This window comes from Streptomyces sp. NPDC041135 (genome assembly GCF_055592085.1).
In genome coordinates, this window is sequence record NZ_JBVIYZ010000082.1 from 1 (window position 1) to 4,355 (window position 4,355).

Consider the following 4,355-nt stretch of genomic DNA (forward strand, 5'->3'; position numbering starts at 1 on the left):
ATCCCACTCCGCATTCGTCAGGTCTCCGCGTCCCATGGAGCCAGCCTGCCCCCAACACCCCACCCCAGGAGGGAGATCCGAGAAACAGCGCCTAGACGTTGACCGTCTTCTCGACCGCCTGGCCGAGGTTGGCCCACAGGTAGTAGCGATCCGCGACCTGTTCGGCCTGCGGCGCCCCAACCCGAGCGCCCTCCGCGTATCCGCTGGAACGGTCCCGGCAAATGACCGTCACCTCGGGATGATCCCGGAGCCAGGCAGCAGATCCTCGCCTTCGCGGCCGTCGTAGAGGTGCAGCGGCCGGTGGGTGGCCATGTCGATCAATACCGTGCCGTAGTGGCGGCCCTTGCGGAAGGCGAAGTCGTCGACGCCGAGGATCTCCACCTTTCCGATCTCCGGCTCGGGCAGGGCCCTGACCAGCCGCAACAGGGTGTCCTTGCCTATAGTGACGCCAACCGCGGACGCCAGTCGGGCTCCTGCGCCGCGAACACGGCGAGCTGATGACCATGCGCCTGTACTGGGAGCAAGCCGCACTGGCGGGGTGCGCCTGGCCCGGGAAGAGGAAACCAGCTGGGAGTACGCCCTGATCGGCCTCACTCAAGACCAGGTGATCCTCGCCGAGCAGATCGACGCGCTGCACCGCATTTACGCCGCCCCCGAAGAGGTCGCCGAGGTTACCGAGCGTATTGTGCGCACCTGGTGACGCCCGGCCAGCGACTTCCACCGGGAGTGGGAGCAGGCAGCCCGCACCTGGGCCGCGATCGACGTCTTCCGCAGCCCCATCAACCGGCTGAGAAGGAACACGCCAGAGGTACCGGCCGCGGCGTGACCCGGGCTGCGGGGCGAGGCGGTGCCGTCGGCAGGTCAGGCGCGGTTGAAGACGCTGGCGATTGGGCTCCCTCCCACAGCAAAAGCATCCGCGTCCAGTCGCCGAAGTCCTCGGCGCCGGCCACGGCGATGTTGCCGCAGCGCAGCTCCTCGACGAGGTAGCTGAAAACTATGGCCTCAAAGGGCCGGCGCACCAGCATCCCCGACCGGCCCTTCGCATACACCGTCGCACGCCACTGAGCGGAGGCGAACAACAGATCCAACGCCGCGCCGTCACCCATGCCGGCGGGGATCAGCTCGCGAGTGAGGTGTCGGTGGGCAACGGCGCGCCCCAAGGCGTCGAGCACACTACGGTCACGGTCCTGGGAGGTTGGCGCGAAGGTGAGGATCCTAGCGAGCTCGAACATCGTCGGCCGATCCGGGCGGAAAACCGCTCCACCAGCGGTGTCCAGTTCCCGCCCCGATACGCCGCCAGCGCCCCGATCTCCGCCAGCTGGGCCTCGAATCCGCCACCGCTCTCCACCGTCTCGCGGACGCACTTCACTGCCAGCGTGTCGTCCAAGCCCCCTGACCGGTCTTGTCGGCCTGCTCGTCGACGACGTGGTCCTTCAGGACCGTGAGCACGTCCCGGTAAGCGATCAGTAGTTGTTCGGTGGATGGCTCCGCGTAGCCCCGACCGCCATCTCCGGGGCGCGGACCGCAGTGAGCGGCGGCCGAGCCGGTTCGGCGACGTCGCCCTGGTCCTGGTGGCTCTATGAGCAGTTACTACTCAGGCGTCGTCAGTGCGTGCACATGACACTGAGTCAAAGGCTCACGGTATGACCGTAAATCTCTACCATTGCGTGCTCGATGCCGCAATGACCGGTGTGTTTCCTACATCGTTGTTTCAGCGAATGGGCTGGCTATGGTCCTGATTCTCTCACCACCTTACCGCCGCAAGCCTTCGTCCACGGCTTCGTCGCCTCCCTGCCCACCGGGGAGATCAACACCTTCGGGCACCACACGCTGCCCGACGCCGTCATCGTCAAGCTGCGCACCACCCGTCCCGTCAGCTTCGTCGCTGCCCCCGCACCCCGGGCAACCGCTGCCCCCAACGTCCGACGCCGCCTCCACCCCGGCAGCGGCAGGGGCCACACCGATGAGCAAGCACGAGCCGATGAATGTGGCGGTAGTGGGCGCCGGCATCATGGGGGCCTGTATCGCCTTCCACTTGGTCCGGCTCGGGGTCCGCGTACACTGCGTGGAACGCGGACGCCCCGGCGGCGGGACAACCGACACCAGCTTCGCCAGGCTGAGCGCCTATCAGCAACCCACACCCACCGGCTTCCTGATCAACACGACGGGCATCGCGGAGTACACACACCTGGCCCGAATCCTCGACCTCAGCCCCTTCTGGCATCCCTGCGGAAGCATGGCCTGGACAGGCGACGACTGCGACCAGGCCGACGGCAGGACGTTCCACGACTGTATCGAGCAGATGCGGGAGAGGGGCTACCAGGTGCGCTGGTGCGACGCCCAGGAAGTCAACCGGTCCCTCGAACCACGCATCCGCTTCCCCACCCCGTCGACGCCCGTCGCCCTACTGCCGCAGGAGGGCTGGGTCGACGCACCCGCTCTGGCCGAGGCCCTGCTGCGCCGGCGGGCTGGTCTGCTGGCAGTGCAGCACGCCGCCGAGGCCGTCGTCTGCGAGGCCGGAAGGGTCCGCTCGCTCCGCCTCGACGACGGCACGCAGCTGCCGGTCGACGCGGTCGTCAACGCGGCCGGCCTCGGCGCCCTTGCTCTGGCCAGCACCGCACCCGCACCCGTGCCGGCTCTCGCGCAACGCAGCAGCCTGGTGGTCGACCTGGCAACGACGGCACCAGCGCCCCCATGGGTTCTACGGGCACCGGACGTGCAGATCCGCAGCGCCGGACCGGGACGGTTGCGAATCCGTTCCGACCAGGTGGACAGCCAACTCGCCGATCCACCGGTACATCCCGGGCCGATACCCAGGGCGCTGGTCGACGACCTGCTGGACCGGGCACGGGCCTGCCTGCCCGATCTGGCCGAAGCGGAGACATCGAAGGTCCGGATTTGCACCGCCATGTTCCCCCACGACGGCCTTCCCGCTGTCGGCGAGGTGTCCGCTGTCCACGGCTACTACGAGGCCGTGACGGACCGCGGTGTCACCCTGGGTCCCTTGCTGGGCAGGCTGCTGGCGGAATTCATCGTCACCGGGAACCGCCCGGACCTCCTGGCCCACTGCCGCCCTGACCGGCTCCGGGAACCGGGCGGCAAGACGCGATGAGGACGCCACGCCAACGATTCCGCCGCCCCTCCGCTGCTAAGCCCACCGCTGCGGCCAACGACTGAGACACCTGCGGCCTCCCCGGCCACCCGCCCCCGGGCCCTTCCACGGCGCGCCCCCGGCCCGGAAGAGCCAGACCGATGGAAGGGAAAACGACATGCGACAGATCGAAGTCCACTGGTCCGAACTGGACATCACCGTCACCGCAGACCTGGACCCACGCAACGCCGAGCTGTGCGACGCCGTATGGAACGCCCTGCCCTACCGCAGCCTGCAAGGACACGCCCTCGTATCGGGCCAGTACCTCTACCACGTTGCCCCTATCCCCGACCTCCTGCACGTGCCCGGGCCGTGCACCGCAGACCGACGCTTCGAACCCGACGGCATGCTCTACTGCACACGACTGCAACACGTCGGCATCAAGTACGGCGAAGTCACCGAACCTCTGCCGATGCTCCCCCTGGCCCGCATCCAGCCGAAAGACCTCGACGCACTGCGCAACGCCGGCCGCGAGATCTGGAACGCCGTCTACTCGACCAAGCAGGTGATCACCGCCGAAGTCCGCCGCGCCGGAGAAGACAGCGGCCACCGACTGCCCCGCCTGCACGCGACCGCACACCCCGTTGACGCCCTCATCGGCGACATCCACTCCGAGACGGAACGCATCTGGCTGACGCCTCCCCGCGAACTGGTGGAACTGCACCAGGGACTCATCCCCTCCCGCGCCGGCAGCTACGGCACAGCGCTGACCACAATGCTGTTCGTCAACGGCGAGACCCGACCGCTGGGCTACTCCTGCTACGGCGGGCTCGTACGCGCCGCCGGCGGCGGAATGCCGCTGGACGTACTGCGTCAGATGACCGAGATGATGGCGGTCATCCCCGCCCAGTTCCTCGGCTACTGCGGCCTGAAGAAACTGTGGGAATTCACCGAGCGCATCATCGGATGCCTGGACGGCATCCACGAACTCGAGGACTTCACCGCTCTCATGTCCCAAATAGCCCTCTACATCAACTGCCTTGGCGGCTGGAACCTCCAACTGTTCCCCTGGGAAGCCGGCGACCACCTGCGTCGAACAACCTGATGGCCCCTGTCCCCCGGACCTCAGCAACGCCATCGATGGCCATCGCCGGGCAGGCGGAGCGGCACTAACGAGCTCGTGCACGGTAAGCGGTGGGACGTCGCGAACTTCAGCGTGGCCCGAGTTCACGTCTGCCGTGCCGGGTGCAGGTCCACAGTCTGC

General features: G+C 67.8%; 6 protein-coding genes and 1 pseudogene. 4 read left to right on the forward strand and 3 right to left on the reverse strand.

Annotated features, from left to right (window positions below; genetic code table 11):
* Positions 1-91: 91 nt before the first annotated feature.
* Positions 92-232, reverse strand: a complete 141-nt coding sequence (locus tag ACZ6CZ_RS37730; RefSeq protein ID WP_469030589.1) for a hypothetical protein — start codon at positions 230-232, stop codon at positions 92-94.
* Positions 229-423, reverse strand: coding sequence for a hypothetical protein (locus ACZ6CZ_RS37735; protein ID WP_469030592.1), 195 nt, complete (start codon positions 421-423; stop codon positions 229-231). The genes ACZ6CZ_RS37730 and ACZ6CZ_RS37735 overlap by 4 nt, the downstream gene beginning before the upstream one ends.
* Before the next feature lie 115 nt (positions 424-538).
* On the opposite strand from ACZ6CZ_RS37735, the gene ACZ6CZ_RS37740 reads away from it, so the two are divergent.
* Positions 539-700, forward strand: coding sequence for a hypothetical protein (locus tag ACZ6CZ_RS37740; RefSeq protein WP_469030594.1), 162 nt, complete (start codon positions 539-541; stop codon positions 698-700).
* A 79-nt stretch (positions 701-779) separates the two neighbouring features.
* On the opposite strand, the gene ACZ6CZ_RS37745 is transcribed toward ACZ6CZ_RS37740, so the two are convergent.
* A complete protein-coding gene (locus ACZ6CZ_RS37745) occupies positions 780-1,232 on the reverse strand; it encodes a hypothetical protein (RefSeq protein ID WP_469030597.1) in 453 nt (150 codons plus the stop codon).
* Between the two features lie 529 nt (positions 1,233-1,761).
* Between ACZ6CZ_RS37745 and ACZ6CZ_RS37750 the strand changes: the two are divergent.
* From ACZ6CZ_RS37750 to ACZ6CZ_RS37760, 3 genes and pseudogenes are all read left to right on the forward strand, one after another.
* A pseudogene (locus ACZ6CZ_RS37750) lies at positions 1,762-1,890 on the forward strand (type I-E CRISPR-associated protein Cas7/Cse4/CasC); the annotation flags it as partial.
* Between the two features lie 73 nt (positions 1,891-1,963).
* The gene (locus ACZ6CZ_RS37755; RefSeq protein WP_469030599.1) at positions 1,964-3,112 is read left to right on the forward strand and encodes an NAD(P)/FAD-dependent oxidoreductase; all 1,149 of its coding nucleotides are present in this window, start codon (positions 1,964-1,966) and stop codon (positions 3,110-3,112) included.
* A gap of 157 nt (positions 3,113-3,269) precedes the next feature.
* Positions 3,270-4,196 (forward strand): cucumopine synthase-related protein, encoded by a 927-nt coding sequence (locus tag ACZ6CZ_RS37760; protein ID WP_469030602.1) that lies wholly within the window; start codon positions 3,270-3,272, stop codon positions 4,194-4,196.
* Positions 4,197-4,355 lie beyond the last annotated feature (159 nt).